The sequence below is a fragment of the Achromobacter sp. 413638 genome, assembly GCF_043119405.1.
Classification (GTDB): Bacteria; Pseudomonadota; Gammaproteobacteria; order Burkholderiales; family Burkholderiaceae_B; genus Achromobacter.
Window position 1 is genome coordinate 1 of sequence record NZ_JBICCO010000062.1, and the last position, 24,290, is coordinate 24,290.

General features: G+C 68.4%; 27 protein-coding genes. 4 read left to right on the plus strand and 23 right to left on the minus strand.

Going from position 1 to position 24,290, the window contains the following annotated elements; genetic code table 11:
- Together ACEU5R_RS21925 and ACEU5R_RS21930 are read left to right on the plus strand one after the other, a co-directional pair.
- On the plus strand, window positions 1-336 hold a 336-nt coding region (locus ACEU5R_RS21925; RefSeq protein WP_392411609.1), incomplete at its 5' end, for a methyl-accepting chemotaxis protein.
- Window positions 337-736: 400 nt separating this feature from the next.
- Entirely contained in the window at window positions 737-2,332 is a 1,596-nt protein-coding gene (locus ACEU5R_RS21930; protein WP_392411612.1) for a methyl-accepting chemotaxis protein, read from the plus strand.
- Between the two features lie 158 nt (window positions 2,333-2,490).
- On the opposite strand, the gene fliR is transcribed toward ACEU5R_RS21930, so the two are convergent.
- The 13 genes from fliR to fliF form a co-directional block, all read right to left on the minus strand.
- Window positions 2,491-3,279: a flagellar biosynthetic protein FliR gene (gene fliR, locus ACEU5R_RS21935; RefSeq protein WP_103274035.1), complete on the minus strand. Its 789-nt coding sequence runs from the start codon at window positions 3,277-3,279 to the stop codon at window positions 2,491-2,493.
- Window positions 3,280-3,302: 23 nt separating this feature from the next.
- Window positions 3,303-3,572: a flagellar biosynthesis protein FliQ gene (gene fliQ / locus ACEU5R_RS21940; protein WP_103274036.1), complete on the minus strand. Its 270-nt coding sequence runs from the start codon at window positions 3,570-3,572 to the stop codon at window positions 3,303-3,305.
- A 15-nt stretch (window positions 3,573-3,587) separates the two neighbouring features.
- Window positions 3,588-4,334 carry a flagellar type III secretion system pore protein FliP gene (gene fliP / locus ACEU5R_RS21945; RefSeq protein WP_199771043.1) on the minus strand — a complete coding sequence of 249 codons (747 nt, stop codon included), beginning with the start codon at window positions 4,332-4,334 and terminating at the stop codon, window positions 3,588-3,590.
- A gap of 57 nt (window positions 4,335-4,391) precedes the next feature.
- Entirely contained in the window at window positions 4,392-4,715 is a 324-nt protein-coding gene (fliO, locus tag ACEU5R_RS21950) for a flagellar biosynthetic protein FliO (RefSeq protein WP_103276438.1), read from the minus strand.
- A gap of 17 nt (window positions 4,716-4,732) precedes the next feature.
- Window positions 4,733-5,284 (minus strand): flagellar motor switch protein FliN, encoded by a 552-nt coding sequence (fliN, locus tag ACEU5R_RS21955; protein ID WP_392411615.1) that lies wholly within the window; start codon window positions 5,282-5,284, stop codon window positions 4,733-4,735.
- Window positions 5,277-6,284 (minus strand): flagellar motor switch protein FliM, encoded by a 1,008-nt coding sequence (gene fliM, locus ACEU5R_RS21960; RefSeq protein WP_392411618.1) that lies wholly within the window; start codon window positions 6,282-6,284, stop codon window positions 5,277-5,279. Before fliM ends, fliN begins: the two co-directional genes overlap by 8 nt.
- A gap of 2 nt (window positions 6,285-6,286) precedes the next feature.
- Window positions 6,287-6,916 (minus strand): flagellar basal body-associated protein FliL, encoded by a 630-nt coding sequence (fliL, locus tag ACEU5R_RS21965; protein WP_392411621.1) that lies wholly within the window; start codon window positions 6,914-6,916, stop codon window positions 6,287-6,289.
- A 169-nt stretch (window positions 6,917-7,085) separates the two neighbouring features.
- The gene (locus ACEU5R_RS21970) at window positions 7,086-8,447 is read right to left on the minus strand and encodes a flagellar hook-length control protein FliK (RefSeq protein ID WP_392411624.1); all 1,362 of its coding nucleotides are present in this window, start codon (window positions 8,445-8,447) and stop codon (window positions 7,086-7,088) included.
- 24 nt (window positions 8,448-8,471) lie between these two features.
- A complete protein-coding gene (fliJ, locus tag ACEU5R_RS21975) occupies window positions 8,472-8,921 on the minus strand; it encodes a flagellar export protein FliJ (protein WP_103274041.1) in 450 nt (149 codons plus the stop codon).
- Window positions 8,914-10,365, minus strand: a complete 1,452-nt coding sequence (gene fliI / locus ACEU5R_RS21980) for a flagellar protein export ATPase FliI (protein ID WP_103274042.1) — start codon at window positions 10,363-10,365, stop codon at window positions 8,914-8,916. The genes fliJ and fliI overlap by 8 nt, the downstream gene beginning before the upstream one ends.
- Window positions 10,362-11,126 carry a flagellar assembly protein FliH gene (gene fliH / locus ACEU5R_RS21985; RefSeq protein WP_103274043.1) on the minus strand — a complete coding sequence of 255 codons (765 nt, stop codon included), beginning with the start codon at window positions 11,124-11,126 and terminating at the stop codon, window positions 10,362-10,364. The genes fliI and fliH overlap by 4 nt, the downstream gene beginning before the upstream one ends.
- Complete coding sequence (gene fliG, locus ACEU5R_RS21990; protein ID WP_103274044.1) at window positions 11,119-12,132, minus strand: flagellar motor switch protein FliG; 1,014 nt, start codon at window positions 12,130-12,132, stop codon at window positions 11,119-11,121. The genes fliH and fliG overlap by 8 nt, the downstream gene beginning before the upstream one ends.
- Complete coding sequence (gene fliF / locus ACEU5R_RS21995; protein WP_392411629.1) at window positions 12,122-13,780, minus strand: flagellar basal-body MS-ring/collar protein FliF; 1,659 nt, start codon at window positions 13,778-13,780, stop codon at window positions 12,122-12,124. Before fliF ends, fliG begins: the two co-directional genes overlap by 11 nt.
- Window positions 13,781-14,124: 344 nt before the next feature.
- Here fliF and fliE point away from each other — a divergent pair, with 344 nt between their 5' ends.
- Window positions 14,125-14,457 (plus strand): flagellar hook-basal body complex protein FliE, encoded by a 333-nt coding sequence (fliE, locus tag ACEU5R_RS22000; RefSeq protein ID WP_103274046.1) that lies wholly within the window; start codon window positions 14,125-14,127, stop codon window positions 14,455-14,457.
- Window positions 14,458-14,668: 211 nt separating this feature from the next.
- Here fliE and ACEU5R_RS22005 read toward each other — a convergent pair whose 3' ends face one another.
- From ACEU5R_RS22005 to ACEU5R_RS22035, 7 genes are all read right to left on the minus strand, one after another.
- Window positions 14,669-15,472, minus strand: coding sequence for a flagellar brake protein (locus tag ACEU5R_RS22005; protein WP_392411631.1), 804 nt, complete (start codon window positions 15,470-15,472; stop codon window positions 14,669-14,671).
- A gap of 12 nt (window positions 15,473-15,484) precedes the next feature.
- Window positions 15,485-15,823, minus strand: coding sequence for an EscU/YscU/HrcU family type III secretion system export apparatus switch protein (locus ACEU5R_RS22010; protein WP_103274048.1), 339 nt, complete (start codon window positions 15,821-15,823; stop codon window positions 15,485-15,487).
- Complete coding sequence (locus tag ACEU5R_RS22015) at window positions 15,823-17,181, minus strand: flagellar hook-length control protein FliK (protein ID WP_392411634.1); 1,359 nt, start codon at window positions 17,179-17,181, stop codon at window positions 15,823-15,825. The genes ACEU5R_RS22010 and ACEU5R_RS22015 overlap by 1 nt, the downstream gene beginning before the upstream one ends.
- Window positions 17,178-17,531 (minus strand): flagellar protein FliT, encoded by a 354-nt coding sequence (locus ACEU5R_RS22020; RefSeq protein ID WP_103276439.1) that lies wholly within the window; start codon window positions 17,529-17,531, stop codon window positions 17,178-17,180. Before ACEU5R_RS22020 ends, ACEU5R_RS22015 begins: the two co-directional genes overlap by 4 nt.
- A gap of 47 nt (window positions 17,532-17,578) precedes the next feature.
- Complete coding sequence (gene fliS, locus ACEU5R_RS22025; RefSeq protein ID WP_103274050.1) at window positions 17,579-18,007, minus strand: flagellar export chaperone FliS; 429 nt, start codon at window positions 18,005-18,007, stop codon at window positions 17,579-17,581.
- A gap of 18 nt (window positions 18,008-18,025) precedes the next feature.
- Entirely contained in the window at window positions 18,026-19,420 is a 1,395-nt protein-coding gene (gene fliD / locus ACEU5R_RS22030; protein WP_103274051.1) for a flagellar filament capping protein FliD, read from the minus strand.
- Between the two features lie 144 nt (window positions 19,421-19,564).
- A complete protein-coding gene (locus tag ACEU5R_RS22035; RefSeq protein WP_392411636.1) occupies window positions 19,565-19,942 on the minus strand; it encodes a flagellar protein FlaG in 378 nt (125 codons plus the stop codon).
- A gap of 145 nt (window positions 19,943-20,087) precedes the next feature.
- On the opposite strand from ACEU5R_RS22035, the gene ACEU5R_RS22040 reads away from it, so the two are divergent.
- On the plus strand, window positions 20,088-20,825 hold the full coding sequence (locus ACEU5R_RS22040; protein ID WP_392411638.1) for an IclR family transcriptional regulator: 738 nt from the start codon (window positions 20,088-20,090) through the stop codon (window positions 20,823-20,825).
- 56 nt (window positions 20,826-20,881) lie between these two features.
- Here ACEU5R_RS22040 and ACEU5R_RS22045 read toward each other — a convergent pair whose 3' ends face one another.
- Genes ACEU5R_RS22045 through ACEU5R_RS22055 form a run of 3 tightly spaced genes read right to left on the minus strand, consistent with a single transcriptional unit; the run spans window position 20,882 to window position 24,262 of the window.
- On the minus strand, window positions 20,882-22,048 hold the full coding sequence (locus ACEU5R_RS22045; protein WP_103274054.1) for an acyl-CoA dehydrogenase family protein: 1,167 nt from the start codon (window positions 22,046-22,048) through the stop codon (window positions 20,882-20,884).
- Window positions 22,038-23,294: a CaiB/BaiF CoA transferase family protein gene (locus ACEU5R_RS22050; RefSeq protein ID WP_392411639.1), complete on the minus strand. Its 1,257-nt coding sequence runs from the start codon at window positions 23,292-23,294 to the stop codon at window positions 22,038-22,040. Before ACEU5R_RS22050 ends, ACEU5R_RS22045 begins: the two co-directional genes overlap by 11 nt.
- A complete protein-coding gene (locus ACEU5R_RS22055; protein WP_392411640.1) occupies window positions 23,291-24,262 on the minus strand; it encodes a Bug family tripartite tricarboxylate transporter substrate binding protein in 972 nt (323 codons plus the stop codon). The genes ACEU5R_RS22050 and ACEU5R_RS22055 overlap by 4 nt, the downstream gene beginning before the upstream one ends.
- Between the last annotated feature and the right edge of the window lie 28 nt (window positions 24,263-24,290).

Here is a 24,290-nt window from a genome sequence, read left to right on the forward strand (position 1 = left end):
GGTTCGCAGCAGGTGGAGCGCGCGGGCGCGACGATGCAGGAGATCGTGGCGTCGGTCAAGCGCGTGACGGACATCATGGGCGAGATCTCGGCGGCGTCGGAAGAGCAGTCCAGCGGCATCGACCAGGTGAACCGCGCGGTGTCGCAGATGGACGAGGTGACGCAGCAGAACGCGGCGCTGGTGGAAGAGGCCGCGGCGGCCGCGGGCTCGCTGCAGGAACAGGCGCAGCGCCTGGCCGAGGCGGTGGCGGTGTTCAAGATCAACGCCGGCGAGGTCATCGAGGTGCCGGCGCACCAGCTCGGCGGCCGTGCCGCCCCGACCCTGGCGCAGCACTGAGGCAACAGCAACACCAGCGTGTTCCCGCGTCCGTGGCAACGGGCGCGGACAACGGCGGCACGTCCAGGGTCCGGGGCGCGCCGCCGTTGTCGCATTGGCGGCCCGAGTGGTTCCGCGCATGGGCAGGAACGGCATGTCGGGCGCGGGATCGCCGGGTTTCCTCAGCACAGGAAAATGACAGTAGTTTGATTCCGCGCACGTTAAGTTTTCGAAAAAGTAGCCGTTAATTGCGATAACGCCTGGAGATAGGCGGTGAAACAGGTTTCGACGTCTGAAAGCGGTGCAAGATGGCATTTCGGATTCACGGACCAGACGGGGACAGGCCTGCGCATCGCGCGGGCCCGGCGTGCTTGCCGTCATGGAATCGCTCTTCTCCGTATGAAGCAACAGGAGACTGGCTGTGCGAGTGAACCTTCCCGTCCACAATGTGGAAACCAAGCTGCGCGAGGATCAATACCTCATCTCGCGCACGGACACCAAAGGCCGGATTCTCTATGCCAATCCCGCCTTCATCGAGGTCAGCGGCTTCTCCCGCGAAGAGCTGATCGGCAAGGCGCATAACATCGTCCGTCACCCGGACATGCCGCCGCAGGCCTACGAGGATTTGTGGCGCACCTTGCAGGCGGGCGAGTCCTGGCTGGGGCTGGTCAAGAACCGCCGCAAGGACGGTGGCTTCTACTGGGTGTTGGCCAACGCCACGCCCATCGTCGAGAATGGCGAGGTGGTGGCGTATTCCTCGGTGCGGGTGCGGCCCACCGACGAGCAGATCGAGATGGCGGAGGCGCTCTATGCTCGTATCCGCGAGGGGCGCGCGCGCGGCGTGCGCATCCGACGGGGCCGGCCCGTGCGCGCCGGCTGGCGTCGCATCATCGACGTGCTGGCGTATCCGTTCCGCCCTGGCGTGCGCAGCCGCATGCTGCGTCACGCGCTGCTGTCGGCGGGCTTCGTGGCGGGCGCGGGGGTCTATGGCCTGCGGGCGAACTGGGATGCGCTGAGCACGACCGGCGCCAGCTTCGGCTGCGCACTGGTGAGCCTGGGCGTGGCGGCCGTTTTCCTGCTGGGCTGGCGCCTGTCGCGTTCGGTGACGGGCCCGGTGGTGGACGCCGCCAACATGGCGCGCCAGGTGGCCGCGGGCAATCTCACCACGCAGATCGTGGCCGAGTCCGACGACGAGATCGGCAGCCTGATGTTCTCGCTGGAAGTCATGCGCAAGAGCCTTATCGGCATCGCGCAGGACGTATATCGCGGCATCGAGGGCACCACCCAGGCGGCGGTGCACATCGCGCGCGGCAACCAGGAACTGGCCGGCCGCACCGAGGGCCAGGCGGCCTCCTTGCAGCAGACCGCGGCGAGCATGGAGCAGCTGACCTCCACCGTGCGCCAGAATGCCGACAATGCGCGTCAGGCCAATCAGCTGGCCGCCAGCAGCATGGACGTGGCCCGCCGGGGCGGCGTGGCCGTCGGCCAGGTGGTCAACACCATGCATGGCATCTCGGACAGCTCGCGCAAGATCGCCGACATCGTCAGCATCATCGAGGGCATTGCGTTCCAGACCAACATCCTGGCGCTGAACGCGGCGGTCGAGGCGGCACGCGCCGGCGAATCCGGCAAGGGCTTCGCGGTCGTGGCCGGCGAAGTGCGCAATCTGGCGCAGAAGAGCGCGCAGGCGGCCAAGGAGATCAAGGGCTTGATCGAGGACTCTGTCGACCGGGTCAACGAGGGTTCGGCCCAGGCCGAGCAGGCGGGCGCGACGATGGAGGAGATCGTGACGGCGGTGCGCCGGGTCACGGACATCATCGGCGAGATCTCGCAGGCCTCGCAGGAACAGTCCAGCGGCATTGAACAGGTCGACACGGCCGTGTCGCAGATGGATGTCATGACGGTGCAGAACACCTCGCTGGTGCAGGAGCTGGGTGGTGCGGTCATGCAGCTGGGCGAACAGTCTGGCTCGCTGCGCGAAACGATCCGCGTCTTCCGCCTGACCGGCCAGCCTTGAGTCTGAGTGATGAGCATGGCCACGCCGGCATGGCCGAGGCGGCCATGGCAGTGCAGTCCCACACTCTGCTCCAGTCTTCCCGGATCGGGGCCGCACGGATCCGGCTCCGCCGGTCCGTAGCGGCGCCCCTGGGGGAAGCGCGCCAGCGCTCGGGGGGGCTACCCTCCAGCCAGTCCGTCTACCACTCGGCTCATGGCCGAGAGGCCGGATTCGAACAGCGATTCCAGGAAGGGCCCTGCATGGGGCAGCACCACGGTGAGCACGGTGACGCCCACGATCAGGGTCACGGGAAAACCCACCGAGAACACCGACAGCTGCTGCGCGGCGCGGTTGAGGATGCCCATGGCCAGGTTGATGGTCAGCAGCGCGCAGATCAGCGGCAGCGCCAGCAGCAGGCCGGACACGAAGATGGTCTTGCCCCATTCGACCACCACGCCCCAGCCGTTCTGGTGCAGCTGGATCTGCGCGATGGGCAGGGTGTCGAAGGAGCGCACCAGCGCCGCCAGCACCAGCAGGTGTCCGTCAAGCGCCAGGAAGGTCAGCATGGCGATGACGTTGAGCATGCGCGACAGCACCGCCGTATTGGCGCCGGTGCCGGGATCGAAGAAAGACGCGAAGGACAGACCCATCTGCAGGCCGATGAACTCGCCGGCCGTCTGCACCGAGGCGAACACGATGCGCATGGTGAAGCCCAGCGCGATGCCGGTCAGCACCTGCTGCATCACCATCCAGAGTCCGGCGTAGGAGCCGGGAGCCACGGGCGGCATGGGGTCCAGCGTCGGGCCGATGGCGGCCGCCAGCACGAAGGACAAGCCGACCTTGACCTTCACCGGCACTGCGGATTCGGCGAACAGCGGCGCGGTGGCCACCAGCGCCAGGATGCGCACGAACGGCCAGATGAACTGGCCGATCCAGCCGTTGAGCTGTTCGAGGGTGAACGCGATCATGGGTGCGCCGGCGGCCGCGCCGGTCAGGACACCAGGCCGGGGATCTGCCCGATGAGCTGGCGGATGTAGTCCACCATGAGGCCGATCAGCCACGGACCCAGCAGCACCAGCACGCCGCACATGGCCAGCAGCTTGGGGATGAAGGACAGCGTCATCTCGTTGATCTGCGTGGCGGCCTGGAAAATGCTGATGACCAGGCCCACGACCAGCGTGACGAGCAGCAGCGGGCCGGCCATCGCCAACGCGATCTTCATCGCCTGGTAGGTCATGGTCATGACGGTTTCAGCGGTCATGGCGGTCCTCCGGGCTTATTGGTAGAAGCTCTGGGCCAGCGAGCCCATGAGCAGGTGCCAGCCGTCGGCCAGCACGAACAGCATCAGCTTGAACGGCAGCGACACCGTCACCGGCGGCACCATCATCATGCCCAGCGCCATCAGCACGCTGGCCACGACCAGGTCGATGATGAGGAAGGGAATGAAGATGGTGAAGCCGATCTGGAACGCGGTCTTGAGTTCGCTGGTGATGAAGGCCGGCACCAGGATCTTCAACGGCACCTGCGAGGGATCCTCCAGCGCCGGCTGCTTGGCCAGGTTGGCGAACAGCGCCAGGTCGTTCTCGCGGGTCTGGTGCAGCATGAAGGTGCGCAGCGGCCCGGCGGCGCGCTCCACGGCGGTCTCGAACTGGATCGAGCCCTCGGACAGCGGCTTGTAGGCGTCGGCGTAGATTTTGTCGAACACCGGCGACATGGTGTAGAAGGTCAGGAACAGCGCCAGCCCGATCAGCACGTGGTTGGGCGGCGACATCGCCGTGCCCATGGCGCTGCGCAGCAGGCCCAGCACGATGATGATGCGGGTGAAGCCCGTCATCATCAGCAGCGCCGCCGGCAGGAACGACAACGAGGTCATCAGCAGCATGGTCTGCATGCTGAGCGAGTACGTCTCGGAGCCGTTCGGGCCTGGCGTGGCGGTCAGGGCGGGCAGGGTGGCCTGGGCCACGACGCCGGCCGGGAACAGCGCCAGCCCCAGCAGCGCCGCGGCGCCGAGCATGGGCAGCATGCCGCGCCCGGCTCGGGAGGAGGTCATGCGTCTGAGGAAATTCATGAGGGTCGCGGGCTAGCGGCGCTTGAGCGCCTGGCCCAGCTTGGCCGCGAAGGCCGAGGCGGGCAGGGAAGCGCCTTCGGGCAGCTCGCCGGCAGGCATGGTGTGCAGGGTGGTGAGCTGGTTCGGGCTCACGCCCACCACCAGCCAGGTCTTGTCCACTTCGATGACCACGACGCTCTGGCGGGCGCCCAGCGGCAGGGCGGCGACCTGCTTGAGCAGGTTGCCGCCGCCGCGCTGCACCAGCCCGGCGCGCCGGGCCAGCCAGGCCGAGGCCAGGATGGCCGCCACCACCAGCACCAGGCCGATGATGACGCGCAGCAGGGCGGATTCGGTCATGATGGCCTGCCCGCTGGTCAACGGCGGTTGTTCAGGCGGTTGATGCGCTCGGACGGCGTGATGATGTCGGTCAGGCGGATGCCGTACTTGTCTTCCACCACCACGACTTCGCCCTGGGCGATCAGATAGCCGTTGACGAAGATGTCCATGGGCTCGCCGGCCAGGCCGTCGAGTTCCACCACCGAGCCCTGGCCCAGCTGCAGCAGGTTCTTGATGGTCAGTCGGGTGCGTCCCAGTTCGACGGTGAGCTGGACGGGCACGTCCATGATCAGGTCGATGTCGGTGCCTGCGCCCGTGGTGGTGCCGGACAGCGGCTTGAACACCGATTGGGCGGCCGGCTGCGCGGCGGGCTGGGCCGGAGCGGGGGCTGGCGCCGGCGCCGGGGCGGCAGCGGCGGCGGGCGCCGCGGCGGTCTGTTCGGCCATGGCGGCGGCCCAATCGTCCTGCGGTTCCTGCGGCTTCAGGCCGTCGGCCTGGGTGGGCGGATTGGCGCGGGATTGTTCGGCGAGCGCGTCGGCCCAGTCGTCGGCCGGGGACGAGCCAGTGCCGGGCTCGTTCTTGTCAGTCATGGTCGGGGGCCTCGTTTGAATCGGAATCGTGAGTAAACATGTTGTGCACGCGCAGGGCGTACTGGCCGTTGAAGACGCCGTAGCCGCATTCCATCAGCGGCACGCCGTCGACGCTGGCGATGATGGTCTGGGGCACATCCACCGGAAGCACGTCGCCCACCTTCAGGCGCATCAGCTCGCGGATGCTGGACGGAATGCGGGCGAATTCGGCAACCACGTCGATGTCGGCGCTGCGCACCTGGCGCGACAGCTGCTGGGCCCAGCGCTGGTCCACTTCCTCCAGCGCGGTCTCCTGCAGCGGGCGCGTCAACAGGTCGCGCACCGGCTCGATCATGGAATAGGGCAGGCAGATGTTCAGATCGCCGCCGGTGGCGCCGAACTCGATATGGAACGAGCTCACGACCACGACTTCGTTGCTGCCGGTGATGCTGGCGAACTTGGTGTGCATCTCCGAGCGCACGTACTCGAATTCGATCGGATAGACCGGATCCCAGGACTTGCCGTAGCTTTCCAGCGTCAGGTTGAGCAGGCGCTGGATGATGCGCTGTTCGGTGGTGGTGAAGTCACGGCCCTCGACGCGCGTGTGGTAGCGGCCATCGCCGCCGAACAGGCTGTCGATGACCAGGAACACCAGGTTCGGGTCATAGGTGAAGAGCGCGGTGCCACGCAGCGGCTTCATCTGAATCATGTTCAGATTGCTGGGCACGGGCAGGTTGCGCTCGAAGTCCGCGTACTTCTGGATCCTGATCGAGCCGACGGTGATGTCCGCGCTGCGACGCATGAAGTTCAGCAGCACATGGCGCATCTGGCGAGCGAAACGCTCGTTGATCAGCTCCAGCGTCTGCATGCGACGACGCACGACCCGGTCCGGGGAACTCAGGTCGTAGGCCCGAGCGCCGTCGCTGGCGCCCGCGGTTTCCTTTTTGCTGTCGCTCTCGCCGGTTACGCCGGCCAGCAGCGCATCGACTTCGTCCTGCGAAAGAAACGCCTCGTAGGCCATGCTTATTGCACCACGAACGCCGTGAACAGCACGTCGGTGACGTACTGGCCGTCAGGCAGCGGCGAGAACGGACGGTTGACGGCCTGCTTGATCGCGTTGGCCATGTCGGTCTTGCCTTGCGAGGTCTGCACGGCGGTCGGCGACTGCGACGACAGCACCATGAGGATGCGGCTGCGGACCTCGGGCATGTACTTTTCCAGGCGGGTGCGGGTCTGCTCGTCGTTGACGCGCAGCGTCAGGCCCACGTGCATGATGCGCTCGGTATCGGCGTTCTGCAGCGTGACCGTGAACGCCTCGATGGGCACGAAGATCGGCGCGGGCACTGCGACTGGCGTGGTCGGCGGGGCGACGAAGGTGGTCGGCTGCGGGGTCTGGCCCGGCGCGCCAGGCGCGCCCGGCGTGCCGGGTGCGCCAACCTGGCCCGGATTCTGGCCGACGGCGAGCGACACGTTGGCGCCATTGGGCGGCGGCTGCATGCGTTGCGTGATGAACCAGGTCGCGCCGGCGCTGGCCGCCGCGACCAGCAGCAGGACCAGGACCGCGAGCACGGGACGGAGGATGCGGCCCAGGCCGCCGGAGCGGGTGGGAAGCGTGCCGCGCGCCGGCATGGTGGAAGGTTTTGAAGTCGCCATCTTGGTGTCGATGCGTGTTTGCCGCTAATGAAAACGGACTCTCAGTGGATGAAAGCATTCTGCCCGAAATCCCGCGCCGGTTTGGGAGCGAAAAACAGGGCGAAAGCCGCGTATCTCAAGCTATTGCTGCACTGCGCGCGGCCCTGGCGGGGCCGCGCGCCAGCCGGGATTACGCGAAGGTGTCGACCAGCGCGTTGGCGTTGCGGGGCGAGGCCGAGGCGGGACGCGAGGCGTCGGCCACCACGTCGCCCGCGCCGCCCGTCAGGCTGCCGCCCTGGCGCTGCGAACCGCCGCCCTGGTTCTGGGCGAACTGCTGCTGGGCGGCCTGCTCGCCCACGCTGGTCTGGCCCAGCGAGATGCCGGCCTGCGCCAGCGCCTGTTGCAATTGCGGCAAGGCGGTTTCAATGGCCTGGCGCACCGAGGCGTGCGCCGACACGAAAGAGGCGCTGGCCACGCCGTCGGCCAGGTTCAGGCTGACGCGCAGCGGGCCCAGGTCTGGCGGATCCAGGCGCAGCTCGGCGGTCTGCACCCCGTGGCGCGCGCTGTTGCTCATCACCACCAGTTGCTGGCCTAGGTCGGCGCCCCAGTGCGTGGCGCCGACGGGCGTGGCGACCTGCAGCGCGACCGGCGGCTGACCGATGCCGGCGGGGTTGAACACGGGCAGCGGCTGCTGGCGCTGGGCCGCGACGGCCAGCGATTGCGCCAGATGGTCCTGCACGCCGGCGGCGTGCTGGGGCAGCTGGAACGTCGGCGTTGCGGCCGGCAGCGGGGCGGATTCCTCTTCCTGGCGCACGGGCTGTTGAGCCCCGGCCTGCGACGCTTGCGCGGCCTCGACGGCGGTGCGCGGCGCCGTGCGCGGCAGCGCGGCGTCGGCGCTCAGGCGCGGCGTTTCGGCCGCGGGCGCGATGCTCTTGATGTCGGCGGTCACGGCGGCGGGCTGGCTGCCGGGCTTGGCGGCGGCGGTGACCACGGGCACGGCCAACTCCGCATCGCGGGCCTCGCGGGCGGCGGCGGCCTGGGCTTGTTGCGCCGTCAGCGGCACGGGCGCGCGCGGCGTCGGCGTGACCTCGTTGGCGTTCAACGCGTTGACCAGCACGGCGGCGGTGCCGCTGGCGGCGGTGATCGCGGCCTGCGCGGCGCCACGGGCGTTCTGCACCTGTTCGGCGGCCTGGGCGGCGATTTCCAGCGCCTGCTGCGGCAGCAGGGCTTGCGGCACGGGCTGCTGCGCGGCGGCGACCGCCATCGCGCCGGCCTCGGCCTGGGCGGCCTTCTCGACGGCTTCGTCGATGGCGCCGGACGCGGCGTTCTCGGCATGGCCCTCCGGGCTGCCGCCGGTCTTGCCGGGCGCGGGTTCCTTGGCGCCATTGCCGGCGGGACGGGCGTCATTCGACTGGGTCGGACGCTGCTGGGCCAGCACTTCGGAGAAGCTGGGGCCCTTGTTGTCGGACACGGAGGACTTGGCGCCAAAGGCGTCGGCCGGTGAAACCGGCGCGGACGGGGCGATGGCGGGCAGGGGCAGGGGAGCGTTCATCTTGGGCTTCCTGTGGTATGTCGCTTAATGCATGCCGGCCTGGCGCTGGACCAGGCGGGCCGAGTATTCGTCGTTCAGGCGCTGTTCGCGGCGCGATTCGGCGACGGCTTCGGCGCGCTGTGCGCGTTGCGCCAGCGCGTCGTAGGAATTGAGCTTGCGCTTTTCCTGCTGGTAGTAGAGCCGGCCCTTGTTCAGGTTCTCGTCGGCCTGCTGCAGCACGCCCTGTTGTTGGACGATGGCATCGTCCAGCGTGCCGATGAAGCGCTGGTAATTGTGGCAGTCGCTGGCCGACATGCCGGAGGTCATGGCCTGCTGCAGCCGCTCCAGGTAATCGTGGCGGTAGTCCTGCAGCATGCCGAGCTGGCGTTCGGCATTGGTGCGTTCGGCGCTGAGGCGGCCCAGCAGGCGCGCGGCTTCGTCCGTGCTCTCCTTGGCCAGATTGATCAGCATGTCCAGGGGAAGTTGGCTAGGCATAGGTGTCCCTCAACTCGAAACTGGCCTGCAATTGGTTGACCGCGTCCTGGTAGCCGACGTTCTCGCCGATGTCCTGCTGCAGGAAGGCTTCCAGGCGCGGGTAACGGGCGATGGCGTCGTCCAGCTGCGGATCGTTGCCGGCGACGTAGGCGCCAACGGCGATCAGGTCGCGGTTGCGCTGGTAGCGCGACAGCGTCTGCTTGAAGCGGCGCACGACCGAGAACTGCTGCGGCGTGATCAGCGACGTCATGGCCCGGGAAATCGATGCTTCGATGTCGATCGCTGGGTAGTGGCCGGCTTCGGCCAGGTGGCGCGACAGCACGACGTGGCCATCGAGAATGGCGCGGGCCGAGTCGGCGATAGGATCCTGCTGATCGTCGCCTTCGGCCAGCACCGTGTAGAACGCGGTGATCGAGCCGGCCTTGCCGTTCGGACCGGGCGCGCCCATGCCCGTGCGTTCCACCAGGCTGGGCAGCTTGGCGAAGACCGAGGGCGGGTAGCCCTTGGTGGCGGGTGGCTCGCCGATGGCCAGCGCGATCTCGCGTTGCGCCATGGCGTAGCGGGTCAGCGAGTCCATGATCAGCAGCACGTCCAGGCCCTGGTCGCGGAAGTGCTCGGCCAGGCGCGTGGCGTAGGCCGCGCCCTGCAGGCGCAGCAGGGCCGACACGTCGGCCGGCGCGGCCACCACGACCGAACGGGCCAGGCCCTCGGGTCCCAGGTTGTGCTCGATGAATTCCTTCACTTCGCGGCCGCGTTCGCCGATCAGGCCGACGACGATGACGTCGGCCTTGGTGTAGCGGGCCATCATGCCCAGCAGCACGCTCTTGCCCACGCCGGAGCCGGCGAACAGGCCCATGCGCTGGCCTCGGCCGACCGTCAGCAGGCCGTTGATGGCGCGCACGCCGGTGTCCAGCACCGTGTCGATGGGCGCGCGCGACAGCGGGTTGATCGGTTGGGCCGACAGCGGCGCCAGCTCGGCGCCGGTCAGCGGGCCCAGCCCGTCCAGCGGACGGCCGGCGCCGTCCAGCACGCGCCCGAGCAGGGCATTGCCCACGGGCAGGTGGCGGCCCAGCTGGGGCTTGGCGTTGCCGTTCAGCTCGGCCTTGCTGGGCAGCGGAATCTGGCGCTGCACGGGCGGTTCGCCGGGCACCACGCGGGCGCCGGGCGGCAGGCCGGAAATATCGGCCTGCGGCATCAGGTACAGGGTGTGGCCGTCGAAGCCCACGACCTCGGCGTCGGCCCAATGGTCATGCCCGCGCGCGATCTCGATGCGGGCGGCGGCGCCCACCGGCAGGCGCAGGCCGGTGGCGTGCAGCACCAGGCCCGTGGCGCGGGTGATGCGGCCGCTGACCAGCCAGGGCTCGGTCGAGGCGGCGCGGATCGAGCCGATCTCCAGCTGGGTCTGCCAGCGGTCGATTACCGGGACGGCGGGCCGGGCGCTCATGGCGTCGCCTCTGTCTCCCGGGCCGGTTCTTCCCAGGAAGTGTTGCGGCCCAGCGAGGCCGCCACGCGACGCCAGCGCGTCTGCAGCGTGGCGTCGATGTCGCCATAGGGCGTTTCGGCGCGGCAGCCGCCGCGCGCGAGCGATTCGTCGGCCAGCACGCGCCAGTGGCCTTCCTTCAGTTCGTCGGCCAGGTGCAGGCGGATGAGTTCGATGTCCTGCGGATTGGCCCACAGCCGCATCTGGCCGCCGGCGCTGGGATTGATGTGCAGCACTTCGCGCACGGCGTGCACGACGGATTCGGGTTGTTCGGCCAGGGTGTTGCGGATTACCTGCTGGGCGATGTCCAGCGCCAGCGTCAGCAGGCTCTGGCCCATGCGCTCTTCCAGCGCGCCGATCGATGCGGCGCAGGATTCGGCCATGGCGTGCAGGCGGGCGGCCTCGTCGGCGCCCTGTTCGCGGGCCAGGGCAAGGCCCTCGGCGTAGCCGGCCTCGCGGCCTTCGGCAAAACCGGCTTCGCGCCCTTCGGCGCGGCCGGCCTCATGGCCGGCGGCGTGGCCTTGCGCGTAACCTTCCTCGCGGCCCTCGGCCACGGCCTGGGCGCGCAGCTGCGCCAGCACGACCTCGGGGTCCGGGCCGGGATCGGGTTCCGGCTCGGGCGCGGCCTCGACGGGCGGCGGCTCGTCGAACGACAGCATCTGCCAGCGCCGCCAGGCGGCGCTGCGCGAGAGCTGGGTCGTCGAGCCGGTGTCCGCGTCAGACATACGCGTCGTCTCCGGAGTTGCCCAGCACGATCTGGCCGCTCTCGGCCAGGCGGCGGGCGATCTGCAGGATCTTCTTCTGCTCGGCCTCGACCTTGGACATGCGGATCGGGCCTTGCGCTTCCAGGTCCTCGCGCAGCATCTCGGCGGCGCGGCTGGACATGTTGCGCAGGAACTTGGCGCGCAGCTCTTCCTGGGCGCCCTTGAGCGCGACCATGAGCGTGTCGTTGTCGATTTCCTTGAGGATGAGCTGGATGGCGCGGTCTTCGACGTCGAGCAGGTTGTCGAACACGAACATCTCGTCGATGATCTTCTGCGCCAGGTCGGCATCGCGCTCGCGCAGGCTGGCGACCACGGTTTCCTCTTCGGTCGAGTTCATCATGTTCAGGATCTCGGCCGCCGTGCGCACGCCGCCCATCTTGCTGCGCTTGGCGCCCTGGCCGGCCAGCACCGAATTGAGCACGTCGGTCAGTTCGGACAGCGCGGCCGGCTGCACGCCGCCGAAGGTGGCGATGCGCAGCATCACGTCGTTGCGCAGGCGGTCGGTCAAGAGCGCCAGCACGCCGGCGGCGCGGTCGCGCTCCAGGTGCACCAGGATGGTGGCGATGATCTGCGGGTGCTCGTCGCCGATCAGTTCGGCCACGGTGTGCGGATCCAGCCAGTTCAGCGCATCGATGCCGCTGCCGCCTTCGCCGGCTTCCAGGATGTCCTCGATCAGGCCGGCGGCGCGGTCGCTGCCCAGGGCCTTGGTGAGCACGGTACGGATGTAGTCGTCCGAGCCCAGCGTGACGGCCATGAACTGGTCGGCTTCCTGGCGGAACTCTTCCAGCACGACGGCCACGTCATTGCGCGTGACCTGCTTCAGGCTGGCCATGGCGGCGCCGACCTGCTGGACTTCGCGCGCGGTCAGGTACTTGAAGACCTCGGCCGCGGCGTCCTCGCCCAGCGACATCATCAGGACGGCGCTGCGGGTCATGCCGTCCATGGGTTTGGCGGAATCATTTTTCATCTTTGCTCATCCAGGTGCGCAGGACCATGGCGACGGCACGCGGATCCTTGTTCGCCATCGTGCGGGCGCGTTCCAGGTTGTCCTCGTAGCGCGTGGTTTCCTTGGCGCGGGCCATTTCCTGGGCCTCGCGCTGGGCTTCGATGCGTTCGGATTCAGCCACTTCCGGATCGACCGGCGGGTACAGGTAATCGGTGACCTGGCGACGCACCTTGCGGTACAGCCAGAAGGCCACGATCAAGCCCAGCAGCCAGGCCATGATGGTCTTGAACAGGGCGATCATTTCCGGATCGCGCCACATCGGCAGGGCGGGCGGACCGTCGTTGAACTGGCTGTTGACCAGATTGAGCGAGTCGCCGCGTCCTTCGGAATAGCCCATGGCCTCGCGGACCAGGTTGGTCAGCTTGTTCAGCTCCTCGGGCGGCAGCGGCTTGAGGTCGCCGTCCTTGTCGCGGATGTAGTTCACCACCACGGCCACCGACAGGCGCTTGAGCGCGCCGACCGGCTGCTTGACGTGGCTGATGGTGCGGTCCACTTCGTAATTGGTGGTGGCGTCGCGGCGCTCGTTCAGGCTGCCGGAGGCGGCCTGCGCGCCGGTCTGCTGCTGGGCGCCTTGCTGCTGCGGCGTCTGGCCGGGACGGGCCGGCGGCTGCTGCGGATTGGTGATGGGCGCCTGGGCGTTGCCGGGCGGCTGGTTCGACAGCGCGCCGGGCACGCCTTGCGCCGGACCGATGCCGCGCTGGGTGGCGTCGCTGGTCTGCTGGCTGCGGATCGCGCCCTGGCCGGGTTCCTGGTTGGGGCGGTAGACCTCGGAGGTTTCCTCGCGGCGCGCGAAGTCCATCTCGGCGCTGGCCTGGGCGTGCACGTTGCCGGGGCCGACCAGGGGATTCAGGATCGTCAGGATGCGTTCGACGGTGCGCTGTTCCATCTCGCGCACGAAGCGCAGCTGATCGGCGTCCATGCCGCGGCCTTCGCCCAGCGGAGCCGACAGCAGGCGGCCGTTCTGGTCGACGACGGAGACGTTTTCGGCGGTCAGTTCCGGCACGCTGGAAGCGACCAGCCAGGAGATGGCGGACACCTGGGCGTCGCTCAGGCTGCGACCGGGGTACAGGTTCAACAGCACCGAGGCCGTGGGGGCCTGGCGCTCGCGCACGAACAGCGACTGGCGCGGCATGGCCAGGTGCACGCGGGCGTGCTGCACGGTGTGCATGGATTCGATCGAGCGGGCCAGCTCGCCTTCCAGGCCGCGCTGGTAGTTGATCTGTTCGGCGAACTGGCTGGCGCCGAAACGGGCGTTGTCCATCAGCTCGAAGCCGACCGAACCGCCGCGCGGCAGGCCCTGCGATGCCAGCTGCAGCCGGGCGTCATAGACGCGGTCGGCCGGAACCAGCAGGGCGGTGCCGTTCTCGTTGTAGCGGTAGGGCACGTTCATCTGCCCCAGCGCGGTCACGATGGCGCCGCCGTCGCGGTCCTCCAGGTTCGAGAACAGAACCTTGTACTTGGGCTCGCTGGTCCACATGACCGCGGCCACGACCAGCGCGACCACGGCCGCCGCCGCGCCCAGCAGGACGGGCTTGGGCAGCGCCCGGACTTTTTCCAGCACGGGGAACTTCGCCAGCAAAGATGAGCTCAGAGTGGCCTGCTGATTCATTTGCGGCCCCCGCTGGCTGCGCGGAGCTGGGGAAAGGACTTCATGTTCGGGTAGGGCAGATTACACATGCAACGTGCTTCTGGTCTGGGGTGAGCGTGGATTATTGCCGCTGGGGGCGCAATCCCAATCGTCGAAAACAGCGGTTTTTTGGCGTTACTTATCCCCTATGTCGCCCGGGGTGGCGCAAGCCCGGACGCGGGACAGCCCGCGGCCCGCCGCGAGCGGCACCGGATCGGGGGAAATATCGGGTTTTTTGGCGGTTCTTGTCGGCTATGAGAGGCGCCGATCCCGGTTACGCTGCCTGCAGATTCGGCATTACGCCCCACCTGCAAGGAAACATGGCAATGGCGGTAACAGGTTTGTCCGGCATCGAAAGCATGCTGTCCCAGATGCGCGAGGTCGTCAGCAAGGCGGAATCCGGCCTGTCGGTCGGCGCCGCGCCGCTGGCCCAGCCCGACGGCTTCGCCGCCGAGCTGCAACGCTCGATCCGTCGTGTCACGGCCGCTCAGAACGCGGCCAGCGCCCAGGCCAAGGCCTTCGAACTGGGCGCGCCCGACGTCTCGCTCAACGACGTGATGGTCGACATGCAGAAGGCCAGCATCGGCTTCTCGACGGCGATACAGGTGCGCAACAAGCTGGTCGCCGCCTACAAGGAAATCTCGTCGATGGCCGTCTAAGGCCGCGAGACGAAAACACCGCACGAAGAGGGGCGCCAGCGAGCGCCCCTTCTGTGCTGGCGCGCATGCAGCGCCAAACACCCTGCACCCCCAAGAACACCGTTCACGGCATTAGCAAATCGCCCCAGGACCGGGGCAGCGCGGAGCCGGCTTTGCCGGTCCGCAGCTGCGCCCCCCTGGGGGGGAAGCGCGCAGCGCTTCGGGGGGGGATCTACTCCCTATTGCCTTTTTCCAGGCGCCAGACCACCTGCTGCAGCCAGTTCTCCTGGCGCGCGTCCAGGTTCAGGAAGATGGCGCCGAGGTGGCTGACCGGTGGCTCGCCCGTCAGCGACACGTGGCGCGGCGCGGGTTCGTCTGGGTCCGCTCCCGGCGCGATCATCGGCTGCCCGGATACCGGATAGACGTTGCGCACTTCCAGGTTGGCGACCAGCTTCCCGAGGTCGCCGAAATTCATCTGCACGCCTTCCAGCACCTCGCCGCGCTGGGGCAGTTCGGGCGCGGCCAGGCCCACGCGCAGGCCCACGCCATCGACCGAGATGTCGCGCACGGTGAAGGCGAGCGGCTTGGCCTGGGCCTCGGGGAGCCAGGTGGCCTCGCAGCGGTTGGCGCTGGTGATCAGCGAGGCGCGGAACATCTTGCGCCGCTGGATCCGCGCCAGGCGGTCGGGGAAGGGCGACACCAGGGCCGCGCTGCCGTCGTCGAAATGGATCACGTCGGGCCGCTGCACCCGGAAGCGGATCTGCACGCCCCCATAGGCCGTGGCGTGAAAGTGGAAGGTGGTGCCGCTGAGCAGGCCCATGCTGTCGGACTGTTCGAAGTCCGCGCCGGCGTAGTCGCGCGGACGCCAGAAGAACTGACGCGTGTGCTTGTCCGCCCCCAGGATGAGCACGGCGATCTCGCGATCGGCGGCGTCGCGCACCAGGATGTGGCTGTCGGGGTGGGTGAGCTCGAACAGCGCGGAACGCATGTCTTCCGGCCGGGTGAGCAGAAATTCCGGATCGCTGGCGTCCAACACGGTGGAGATTCCTTAGATAGATAGATCGGGCGGCGCGGCGTCGGCCGGAATCTCGCGCGATTCCAGGCGATACAGCCAGGCCAGCAATTCTGCCACCGCAACGTACAGTTGGGGAGGAATATGCGCGTCTAGGTCGACCTGCATGAGCAGGCCGACGAGTTCGCGCGACTCGTGCACGTACAGGCCGTTTTCCTCGGCGGTGCGGACGATGGTGTCGGCGAGCTGGCCGTAGCCCTTGGCGACGACGCGCGGCGCGCCGTCCGCTTCGTCGTATGACAAGGCGACGGCGGCGTTGCGGCCTGCGTTGGGCGAGGCGGCGTGGCCGTCCTCGGGGCGTTGCGGGTTTGCCATCAGAAATCAGTCGGAATGATGGGGCGCGGGTCGACCACGTTGACCGTCATGTGGCTCAGCGTCAGGCCCGCGGCCAGCAGGCGCGAACGCAGCTGGTCGGACGATTCGTCGATCAGGGCGGCGCTGTGGGGCGCGACCAGCTGCAGCACGATCTGGTCGCCGGCCAGGTTCAGCCGCGCGTCCACCAGGCCCAGTCGGGGCAGGTCGAGCTTGAGGCGGGTGGCCCAGGTCGGAACGGCCGATTCGGGATCGCCGCCGTAGGGGTCGCGCTGCACTTCCCAGTCCATCGGCGTGCCGGGCCAGGCTTCTCCGCGCCAGGCCAGCGCCTGGTTGGCCAGCACATCGAGCTGCTGGCGCACCAGCGCGTTCAGGTCCTGGTGGATGCCGTTGATCGGCGTGCCGGGCGCGGGCGCATTGGAGCCGCCGGAGGCGGGCGCGTCCGCGCCGCCGGCGCCACGGCTGGCGGGCGCTTCGGCGCGTGCGCGCGTGGCGGCGGCGCTGTGTTGCTGCTGCTGGGCGTCGGCCTGCTTGAGGTCGGCCTGCGGTTCTTTGCGCAGCTCGGATGGGTTGGCGCGGCCGAAGGCCAGATCGGCCAGGTGTGATTCGTAGAACAGGCCGCTGGTCTGCAGGGCTTCGCGCAGGGCCTGGCCCAGCGCGCGGGCGGCCGGACCCTGCGCGGCCAACGCGGCGCGGGCGGCGGCGGCCGGGGCCTGGGCGGGGGGCGCGCCCTCGGTGGCGCCGGTCTGGCCGGGCGTCTTGCCGACGGCGGTTGCCGGGTCGCCGGCGATCGCGTTCAGGACCGTCGCCACGTTGGCGGCGCTGTTCGCGGCAGCGGCCTGCGGTTGTCCGGCGGGCGTATTGGCGTGCGGAGCCGGGGGCTGGCCGCCGGGCGCCGGCTGGCCCGCGGCGGGCTGCCCGGCCGTGGCACCGGGCTGGCGGCCGGCCGATGCATCGGGGGTCCACAGTGGCGCGCGCCCTTGCACGGGCGGGGCTGCGTCGGGGTACTGCGCCAGCAGCGAGAGAATCGCGCGGGCGGTGCGGCCCAGCGTGGTGGGCGCGGAAGCGGTGGTGTCGTTGCTGGTGACCAGGCCGCGCGCGGCCAGGGCCAGCGCGGCGGCGGTCTTGGCGTCGACGATGGCGGCGCGTTCACCGCGCGCGCCGCCGGTCTGGACGCCCTGGCGGGGGTCGCGCGGCGAGCCATCGGCCTGGCCGGGTTTCTCCAGGCTGCCGGGCTGACTGACCGCATCCGGGCGCGCGCCGGAAACCTGATTGGCGGAGGCGGCGGACATCGTCGTGCCGAGCACGGCGTCCAGCCGCTGCACCAGGACGTTGCCCAGCGCGGCGGGACCTACGCTCATGTTTCAGGCGCCTGGTAGCCGTAGGCCGAGAGCAGGGTCTGCTGTCGCTTCATCCTGCCCAGCAGCTCGCCCAGGCGGGCCAACTGGGGAATCGCCAGGTCGCGGGTTAGCGCATCGTTCTCCAGGATGCGGACCAGCAGGTCGTATTTCATCGCACGACCGGCGTCGTCCAGCGGCATGGACGGTTCGCTGTTTCGCAGGCGCTCCACCAGCTCGCAGTATTGCTGCCCGTGCACCACGGCTGTATCCCAATCCCCGGCTTGGGCGGCGGTAAGCATTTCGCCGGTAATAACGGCTATCTCCTGGTAATGCTCCAGGATAGGGGAGGAGATCTGGGTAAGGGACGTCATGGAAATCTCGGGCGGGCGCTGGCTGGCTGGGTTCGTTTTGCGGGCCATCACGGCGACACGCTGCCTGCCGGCTGGTCGATGGATGTCTGCCAAGCCTCGGCCAGATCGGCCAACAGCCGGTCTGCGATGTCGAGTTGCTCGGCGTCCGACTTCAAGTTCGCCGTCAGCAGTGTGCGGACGATGTAATCATAGAGGCGCGAAAGATTGGCGGCGACATCGCCGCCAGCCTCCATGTTCAACCCGGTCTTCAAGCCTTCGTCGACAATCTTGATCGCTTTCGAGATCGCCGCGCCGCGTTCCGCGACCCGGCCTTCCTGCAGATGGATGCGAGCCTGTCCGATCGCCGCCCGTGCGCCGTTGAACAACAGGGTGATCAGCCGCTCGGGAGTGGCGCTCATCACCTGGGTTTCCAGGCCGATATCGGCATAGGATCGGACAGAGTGCGATCCTGTCGGGCGGCGGGCGGCGTAAGTCATCAGTGCATCTTCTACGGGTTACTTGGATTTGTTCATCGCCGCGAACTGTTGGCTCAGGTAGGCGCCGGTGGAGTTCATCTGGGCGACCATCTTGTCCAGCGCGATGAAGCGAGTACGCATGACCGACAGTTCGGCGTCGCTGGCGGCTTTGGCGCGGGCCTTTTGATTGCCGAGGTCGGTGATGGTCTTGTTCAGGCCGTCGGTGCGGTTCTTGAGCGAGCCGTTGCTGCCCAGCACGTCCTTGACGGCGGCGTCGAACTTCTTGGCCAGGCCGTCTTTGCCGTTGAGCAGTGTGCCCACGTCGGCTGGGTTTTCCTTGAGCGCTTTGTCCAGCTTGACGTTGTCCAGCTTGAGCTGGCGCGTCAGGGGATCGGTGGTGATGCCCAGGTCGGCCAGCGACTTGACGTTGCCCGAGCCCAGCGCGCCGCTCAGCACGCTGGAAACGGCGGACTGGATCGAACGGGTGGTGCCGTCGCCGGTCAGCGGGCTGGCCTTCTTGGTGTCGTCCGGTTCCTTGGGGTTGTACGCGGTCAGGCCCTTGATCGTGGTCTGCAGCGCGTTGTAGGTTTTGACGAAATCCTGCACCGCCTTGGTGGCGACCGAGACGTCGGCTTCCAGCTTGAGCTGGATTGGTTTGTCGGTCGGCGTGGTGTCGGTCAGGTTCAGCGTCACGCCGTCGATGACCTTGGACACGTTGTTCGAGCCGCTCTTGACCGTCAGGCCGTTGATGACGAGCTCGGCGTCCTTTGCCTTGGTCTGGGTCATGCCGCTGGTGGTGCCGTCGGCGGCGGTGCTGAAGCCCAGGATGTTCTTGAGCGACTGGTCGCCGGTGACGGTGATGTTCTTCACCGAGGCCTGCACGCCGGTGTCCTTGGCGGTCAGCATCAGGTAGTTGTTGCCGTTGCCATCGTTCAGCACCGTGGCGCGCACGCCCGCCTTGTCGTCGGCGTTGATGGCCTTGACGATGCCGTTGAGCGAGGTGTCGCCCTTCAGGTCGATGGTGCGCTTGGTGCCGTTGGTCAATTCGATCTCGAAGGTGCCGGTGTCACCGTTCTTAGCGGTCCGGTCTGCCACGGCGCCCGAGCGCAGGCCCTGTGCGATGGCCAGGTTCTTCACTTCGATCGAATATTGACCCGCAGCAGCGCCTTCACCAACGGTGGCGGTCAGGGCGTTGCCGCCGGTGACGCTGCCAGTCATGGCGGCCATGGTCTCCGGCTTGCCCAGCGTGGCGGCGGACTTTTGCACCGCTTCCAGCGCGCTTTGCAGCTGGCTGTAGGCGTTGATGCGCGCCTGATAGCTCGTCGCTCGCGTGTCGTAGCGCTGAAGGGCCTTGTCGTTGGCTGCCGCCAGATCCGTCAGGATCTTTTCCAGCGGCAGGCCGGAGACTGAACCAAGGTTAGTAATGGAGGCCATGTGAGATTCCTTCCTAGCGATATGATTCTGTCAAAGATTGGAGGTCAGCGATTGCCCGGGTAAGGGCATAAGGCTGGCTTAATTCGGTCTTTCCGCCCGCGAGGGCGGGCCTGAAGGCATTCTTTGGAAAGTATTGGGTGCGCATCAAACCGAGGTTTTGATGCCATTTCCCTGCATGTTGACGATCATTTTGGCGATCTTGATAACAGCTTCGCTCGGGATGGTCCGCAGGACCTTGCCCGATTCGGAGTCGACCACGGACACCACGATCTGATGCACGTCGGGGTCGACCTCGAACTGCAATTGGGTGGACCAGGCTTTCATCTGGTCGTTGATTTCGTCGAGTGCGCGTTCCAGCGGCAGCTTCTGCGAATCCGACTGCTCGGACGTGGCGCTGTCCGAGCCGCCGCTATGGGCTGAGGCAGCGGCAGGCGCAACAGTGACGGATGGGTCCGGGACGACGGGCGCAGGCGCTACCGCCGCGGGGGCATACGAGGCGGGGGCTAAGGGGGATACGGCCATGATCACTCCAGCGGCGGTGCGGGCGTCTCGGAGGAACGCGCTGTTATCAGGAAATTCTCAGTTACCATAACGGCACGCTCAGGGGCGAACTTTAGCGCCATCTGAAACAAGATATTTCTCACGTTCCGGGGTTGTGGACAGGGCAATGAGTGTCAAGACGGCGCTGCGCGTCATCGAAATCATCGAAACCTATGCCCGCGAGAAGCGCGCCTTGCCCCTGTCGGAGCTCGCCCGGCTGCTCGATGTGCCGGTGTCGAGCTGCCTGGCGCTGATCCGCACGCTGACCGGGCTGGGCTATCTGTATGAAACCGGACGGCGCCAGGGGTACTACCCCACGGGACGCCTGCTGGCGATGGCGCAGCGCATCGCTCATGCCGATCCGGTCCTGGACCGGGTTTATCCCAGCCTGGTGGAATTAAGGGACGCAACCAAGGAGACCGTGGTCTTCGCCAAGCTGAGCCAGGACGCGCGGGTGGTCTACCTGGACGTGCTGGATTCCCCGCACACGATCCGCTACGCGCCGGTCGCCGGCGAATTCAAGAGCATCCATGCCAATTCGCTGGGCAAGGCGCTGATTTCATTGCTGGACGAGCCGGCGCGCGCGGCGATGCTGGCTGACGTGGAAATGACCCGCTACAACGAGCGGACGCTGACGACGCCGGCGCAGGTGGAAGCGGATATCGGACTTTCGCGCCAGCGCGGCTGGTTCATGAACAACGGTGAATCCATCGCGGATGTGGGGGCGATCGCCTGGCCGCTGACCCTCTCGGGCGAGCACTACGCCATTTCGGTCGGCGGGCCGATATACCGCATCGAACCCAGGCAGGCGGAGTACGCCAGCATCCTGCGCTCGGCCTGCGCCGGGCTGGAGCGGCAGGCCTGAGGGCGACCGGCGGCGGCACGCAACCCCGCCGGACGGTCCGCCCTGTCGCGCCGCGCTCAATAGGACTTGGGCAGTCCCAGCACTTTCTCCGCGATGAAGCACAGGATCAGCTGCGGGCTGACCGGCGCGATGCGCGGAATGAAGCTCTCGCGCAGCAGCCGTTCCACGTGGTACTCCTTGGCGTAGCCCATGCCGCCCAGCGTCATGACGGCGGTCTGGCAGGCGTTGTAGCCGGCTTCGGCGGCCAGGTACTTGGCCGAGTTCGCGGCGGGGCCGCAGGGCTTGCCGGCGTCGTACAGGCTGGCCGCCTTGTATACCATCAGGTCGGCCGCTTCCAGCTGCATCCAGGCCTGGGCCAGCGGATGCTGCACGCCCTGGTTCTGGCCGATCGGGCGGCCGAACACCACGCGCTCGCCGGCATAGCGCACCGCGCGCTCCAGCGCGGCGCGGCCGATACCCACTGCCTCGGCCGCGATCAGGATGCGTTCCGGGTTCAGGCCGTGCAGGATGTACTCGAAGCCTCGGCCTTCCTCGCCGACCCGGTCGGCCACGGGGATGCGCAGCCCGTCGATGAACAGCATGTTCGAGTCCACGGCCTTGCGGCCCATTTTCTCGATCTCCCGGACTTCCACCTTGGACCGGTCCAGGTCCGTATAGAACAGCGACAGGCCCTGGGTGGGTTTGTCCACCTCCGACAGCGGGGTGGTGCGCGCCAGCAGCAGCATCTTGTGCGCTACCTGGGCCGTCGAGATCCAGATCTTGCGGCCGTGGACCACGTACTCATCGCCCTGGCGCACGGCCCGCGTGCCCAGCTTGGTGGTGTCCAGCCCGGCGTCCGGCTCGGTCACGGCGAAGCAGGCCTTTTCGCGGCCGGCGATCAGGGGCGGCAGCCAGCGGCGGCGCTGGGCGTCGTCGCCGAACACCACCACCGGATTCAGCCCGAAGATGTTCATGTGGACGGCCGACGCGCCGGCAAAGCCCGCGCCGGACGCGGCGATGGTCTGCATCATCAGCGCCGCCTCGGTCATGCCCAGGCCGGCGCCGCCGTATTCCTGCGGCATGGCGATGCCCAGCCAGCCGTCGCGGGCCAGGTCGGCGTGCAGCGGCTCGGGAAAGCCGCCTTCGCGGTCGCGCTCCAGCCAGTATTCGTCGGGATAGCGTTCACAGATGCGGGAGACGGCGGCGCGCAGCGCCTGCTGGTCGGGCGTGAATTCAAAGTCCATCTGGCGTTCCTGGGGGTTCCGGGGAATCGGGAGAAAGGGCGGCGCCGCGCGCGAACAGGGCATCGATGGCGGCCTCGTCGTAACCGGCCTCCGCCAGCAGTTCGCGGCTGTGCTGGCCCAGCGCGGGGGCGGGGCGGCGGATGGCGGTGGGCGTGGCGGCGTAGCGGCCCAGCGGCGCGGGCGTGCGCAGGCGGCCCTCGGTGGGGTGGTCCTGTTCGCGGATGAAGCCGGTGGCGGCCAGGTGCTCGTCGTCCAGCAGGTCTTCGATGGCATGCAGGCGGGCCGCCGGAATGTCGGCGCGCGCCAGGTCGGCCAGCCAGTCGTCCGTGGCGCGCTGGCGGACCACATCGGCGACGAAGGCGTAGACCTCGCCGATGTGCGCGGCGCGCGCGCCGTGGCCGCGAAAGCGCGGATCGTCGGCCAGTTCCGGCTGGCCGATCAGGGCGAAGAAGTTGCGCCAGTGCTTGTCGTTGTAGATCAGCAGGCACAGGTAGCCGTCGGCCGTGGCGTAGGGCCGGCGGTGCGGCGCGAGCAGCCTGGCGTAGCCGGCGGGGCCCAGCGGCGGGTCGAACGTGGCGCCGCCCAGGTGGTCGCCCAGCGTCATGTGCGCCATGCCCTCGAACATGGGAATCTCGACCTGCTGGCCGCGTCCGCTGGCGCGGGCATGCAGCACGGCCGACACCAGCGCGATGGCGGCATGCAGGCCGACGGCGCGATCCGCCAGCGTCAGGGGCGCGTAGCGCGGCACCTCGCCGCTCTGCCGCGCATACAGCGCCGCGATGCCGGCCTGTCCCTGGATCAGGTCGTCGTAGGCGGGCCGTCCGGCGTAGGGGCCCTGCTCGCCGAAGCCATAGGCGCCCAGGTAGACGATGCGCGGATTGCGCGCCGCCACCGCTTCATAGGACAGGCCCAGCCTGGCCATGGCCTGGGGGCGGATGTTGTAGAGCAGGGCGTCGCAGCCCTCGGCCAGCCGAAGGCAGGCCTCGCGGCCCTCGGGCGTCTTCAGGTCCAGCGCGATCGAGCGCTTGTTGCGGTTCAGGTGCAGGTGCAGATGGCCCATGCCGGGATTGCGCATGGGGCCGACCGCGCGCAGGTTGTCGCCGGCGGGGGACTCGACCTTGACCACGTCCGCGCCCAGGTCGCCCAGCACCTGGGTGGCGTAGGGGCCCATGACCACCGAGCTGAGGTCCAGGATGCGCACGCCGGCCAGCGGGCCGGCGGCGGAAGAGGCGGGTTGCGGGCTCATTGCTGCTCGATCCCGGCATCGCGGATCAGCTTGCCCCACAGGTCGCGCTGCTCGCCCACGAAGCGGGCGAAGTCCTGCGGCGTGCCCGAGAACGCGTCGAAGCCCAGCGCGGCCAGGCGCTGGCGGGTCTCGGGCCTGGCGACGACCTGGTTGATCGCCGCGTTGAGCCGGGCGACGACCTCGGGCGGCAGTCCGGCCGGGCCGAAGTAACCGTTCCAGGAGTTCAGGTCGAAATCCGGCACGCCGGATTCGGCCATCGAGGGCAGGTCGGGGACGATGGCGCTGCGCTGCGCGGTGGACACCGCCAGCGCCCGCAACTGGCCGGACTGCACGAAGGGCAGGCCGGAAGCCAGGTCGGTGAACATGAAATCCACCTGTCCGCCGACCACGTCGGTCAGGCCCTGCGGCGTGCCTTTATAGGGCACGTGCAGGATGTCGATATTGGCGCGGCGGGCCAGTGTGGCGCCGGCCACGATGCCGGTGCTGTTGCCGCTGGCGTAGGTGATGCGCCCGGGGCGCTGGCGCGCATCGGTGACCAGGTCGGCGACCGTTTTCCAGGGCCGTTTGGGGTTGGCGACCAGGATGAAGGGCAGGTTGCCGCCGCGCGCGATGGGCGTGAAGTCCTTCACGGGGTCGTAGGGCACGTTCTTCATCAGCCAGGGCGCGGCCGAGTGCGAGGTGTTGGTGGTGACGAAGATCGTGTAGCCGTCGGGGCGGGCGCGCGCCACCAGGCTGGCGGCGATGGTGGCGTTGGCGCCGGGCTTGTTCTCGACGATGACCTGCTGGCCCAGGATGGACGAGAGTTCGTTGCCGAAGATGCGCCCGACCGCGTCGGTGCCGGAACCGGCGGGGAAGGGCACGATCAGCGTGATGGGCTTGGCGGGATAGTCCGCGGCGCGGACCGCGACCGCGGGCAGCAGGGCCGCGCTGGCAAGCAGCGCGGCGCCCAGCAGGCGCGATGGTTTCATGGCTGGTCTCCTTGGTGGAATGGCGCGG

Excerpts from the sequence above, each read along its gene's own strand:
- ACEU5R_RS22040 (WP_392411638.1), top strand. The coding sequence starts at position 20,088 with ATGAGTGTCAAGACGGCGCTGCGCGTCATCGAAATCATCGAAACCTAT.
- ACEU5R_RS22055 (WP_392411640.1), bottom strand. The coding sequence starts at position 24,262 with ATGAAACCATCGCGCCTGCTGGGCGCCGCGCTGCTTGCCAGCGCGGCC.
- fliF (WP_392411629.1), bottom strand. The coding sequence starts at position 13,780 with ATGAATCAGCAGGCCACTCTGAGCTCATCTTTGCTGGCGAAGTTCCCC.
- fliP (WP_199771043.1), bottom strand. The coding sequence starts at position 4,334 with ATGCTGCCCATGCTCGGCGCCGCGGCGCTGCTGGGGCTGGCGCTGTTC.
- fliD (WP_103274051.1), bottom strand. The coding sequence starts at position 19,420 with ATGGCCTCCATTACTAACCTTGGTTCAGTCTCCGGCCTGCCGCTGGAA.
- fliQ (WP_103274036.1), bottom strand. The coding sequence starts at position 3,572 with ATGACCGCTGAAACCGTCATGACCATGACCTACCAGGCGATGAAGATC.
- fliL (WP_392411621.1), bottom strand. The coding sequence starts at position 6,916 with ATGGCGACTTCAAAACCTTCCACCATGCCGGCGCGCGGCACGCTTCCC.
- fliN (WP_392411615.1), bottom strand. The coding sequence starts at position 5,284 with ATGACTGACAAGAACGAGCCCGGCACTGGCTCGTCCCCGGCCGACGAC.
- fliO (WP_103276438.1), bottom strand. The coding sequence starts at position 4,715 with ATGACCGAATCCGCCCTGCTGCGCGTCATCATCGGCCTGGTGCTGGTG.
- fliG (WP_103274044.1), bottom strand. The coding sequence starts at position 12,132 with ATGAAAAATGATTCCGCCAAACCCATGGACGGCATGACCCGCAGCGCC.
- ACEU5R_RS21970 (WP_392411624.1), bottom strand. The coding sequence starts at position 8,447 with ATGAACGCTCCCCTGCCCCTGCCCGCCATCGCCCCGTCCGCGCCGGTT.
- fliE (WP_103274046.1), top strand. The coding sequence starts at position 14,125 with ATGGCGGTAACAGGTTTGTCCGGCATCGAAAGCATGCTGTCCCAGATG.
- fliI (WP_103274042.1), bottom strand. The coding sequence starts at position 10,365 with ATGAGCGCCCGGCCCGCCGTCCCGGTAATCGACCGCTGGCAGACCCAG.
- fliS (WP_103274050.1), bottom strand. The coding sequence starts at position 18,007 with ATGACTTACGCCGCCCGCCGCCCGACAGGATCGCACTCTGTCCGATCC.
- ACEU5R_RS22050 (WP_392411639.1), bottom strand. The coding sequence starts at position 23,294 with ATGAGCCCGCAACCCGCCTCTTCCGCCGCCGGCCCGCTGGCCGGCGTG.
- ACEU5R_RS22015 (WP_392411634.1), bottom strand. The coding sequence starts at position 17,181 with ATGAGCGTAGGTCCCGCCGCGCTGGGCAACGTCCTGGTGCAGCGGCTG.
- fliJ (WP_103274041.1), bottom strand. The coding sequence starts at position 8,921 with ATGCCTAGCCAACTTCCCCTGGACATGCTGATCAATCTGGCCAAGGAG.
- ACEU5R_RS22035 (WP_392411636.1), bottom strand. The coding sequence starts at position 19,942 with ATGGCCGTATCCCCCTTAGCCCCCGCCTCGTATGCCCCCGCGGCGGTA.
- ACEU5R_RS22010 (WP_103274048.1), bottom strand. The coding sequence starts at position 15,823 with ATGGCAAACCCGCAACGCCCCGAGGACGGCCACGCCGCCTCGCCCAAC.
- fliH (WP_103274043.1), bottom strand. The coding sequence starts at position 11,126 with ATGTCTGACGCGGACACCGGCTCGACGACCCAGCTCTCGCGCAGCGCC.
- fliR (WP_103274035.1), bottom strand. The coding sequence starts at position 3,279 with ATGATCGCGTTCACCCTCGAACAGCTCAACGGCTGGATCGGCCAGTTC.
- ACEU5R_RS22020 (WP_103276439.1), bottom strand. The coding sequence starts at position 17,531 with ATGACGTCCCTTACCCAGATCTCCTCCCCTATCCTGGAGCATTACCAG.
- ACEU5R_RS22045 (WP_103274054.1), bottom strand. The coding sequence starts at position 22,048 with ATGGACTTTGAATTCACGCCCGACCAGCAGGCGCTGCGCGCCGCCGTC.
- fliM (WP_392411618.1), bottom strand. The coding sequence starts at position 6,284 with ATGGCCTACGAGGCGTTTCTTTCGCAGGACGAAGTCGATGCGCTGCTG.